Source organism: Variovorax sp. P4_D9 (genome assembly GCF_056401695.1).
Map to the genome: position 1 here is coordinate 1 of NZ_JBFUIU010001384.1, position 1,521 is coordinate 1,521.

The 1,521-nt window shown below is 59.9% G+C and carries 1 protein-coding gene and 1 pseudogene; one reads left to right on the plus strand and one right to left on the minus strand.

The features are described 5' to 3' along the window. Positions 1-220, plus strand: a pseudogene (locus tag AC1DY5_RS55195) (TetR/AcrR family transcriptional regulator); the annotation flags it as partial. A gap of 516 nt (positions 221-736) precedes the next feature. Here the strand turns inward: AC1DY5_RS55195 and AC1DY5_RS55200 are convergent. Next, the coding region (locus AC1DY5_RS55200; protein ID WP_478122625.1) for a sugar ABC transporter ATP-binding protein at positions 737-1,521 on the minus strand (785 nt) is incomplete at its 5' end.

Below are 1,521 nucleotides of genomic sequence, written 5' to 3' on the forward strand. Positions count from 1 at the left end.
GATCCTGCAGCGCGGCGTCGAAACCGGGGAGTTCAGAAAGGGGGTCGACGCGACACAGTTATGCATTACTATCGCCGCGATCGGGTTCTACTATCTGAATAATCGCTACACCGGTCGAGTGCTTTTTGGATTTGACTTTACTAGCCGAGATGCCTTGGCAACTAGAATTAAATTCAACCTCGAAACCGTTATGCGAATGGTGCTTGCAAACCCGACCTGAGTACAAAAGCGTGCCGCCAGGCTTGGCAACGGAGGTCAGCGCGAGGGTCACGGCTTCCGTGCAGCCACTCGTGATGACCACGCGGTCCGGCGACAGCGCATGCCCGATGAGCATCACCCGCCTGAAAATTTCACGGCGCGGTCGCAGGTCACCGCGCGGCGCGCCGTAAACGCTGCAAGCTCAATTGTTTGACACGTAGTGTGGCGTGTCGAGCCGCCACATGATGCTTAACGCACTGCGTTGTATTCACAGCTGGATGGAAAAGCAACGTTTGGGGATTCAGTCTTCGGAACTTTTGACACCCCTGAAGGCCTCTGGGGCAAACGCATCGCGCCGAGTTTGCGGATTCGCATTGGCTGCAAGCAACAGCAAGACCTCTGCTTGGCCGCACGGAACACCGGAGGTCTGTTTGCGAATGTTTTGTCCCCGATCAGCCGATTGTTCCAAGTCATTAATTTCGAGTACAACTCTACATCCGCAGACGACGCAAATATCGCCGCGGCGTGTGACAGCAGCTCAGGCCCATGACGATGCCGTCGTCACCGTTTCCTTCCGCGATGGTACGTCGCAGCAGGTGTTGCCGAAGGCCGGCGAGCACACGAAAAAGCCTTCCACCTTGCGGTCTTCGGTGATGTAGGCGATGGCTTCGCCGATTGACTGGGTCGGCACCTGGTAGCGCACGGGCCGGCCCTTTAGCAGGATCTCGCCGCCGTGCAGGAAATCGCGCTTGATCACGCCGCAAGCCAACTTGAAGGTCTCCGTACGGCCTGCGCCCACCAGGCCGAACACACCGGTGACTTGGCCCGCGAACAGCGAGAAGCTGTTGTTGCGCACGATGCCGGACACCCGCAGCCCATGCACCGACAGCACGCGCTCCCCCGGTGCCCTGAGGGTCYGCTTGTGCGCGCCATACATCGTCTGCGACAGGTCGCGGCCTACCATGGCCTTGACGATGCGGTCGAGGTCGAACTTCGATGCCTCGTCCGTCACTACGTGCCTCGCGTCACGCAGCACGGTGATGTGGTCGCTGATGGCCAGTGCGTCCTCCAGCGCGTGGGTGATGAAGATGATGGCCACGCCCCTCGACTGGAGTTCCTTGACGAGCTTGAAGAAATAGTCCCTCTCCTCGGGCGTCAGCGTGGCCGTCGGTTCGTCGAAGATGATGACCTTGGTGTCGTGCAGCACCGCGCCCGCGATCTCGACCATCTGCTTCTTCGCGGCGCGGAGATTGGACACCAGCGCCGAGCGGTCCACGTCGAAGTTGAGGGCCTGCAGCACCTGCTGCGCGGCGATGTTGATAC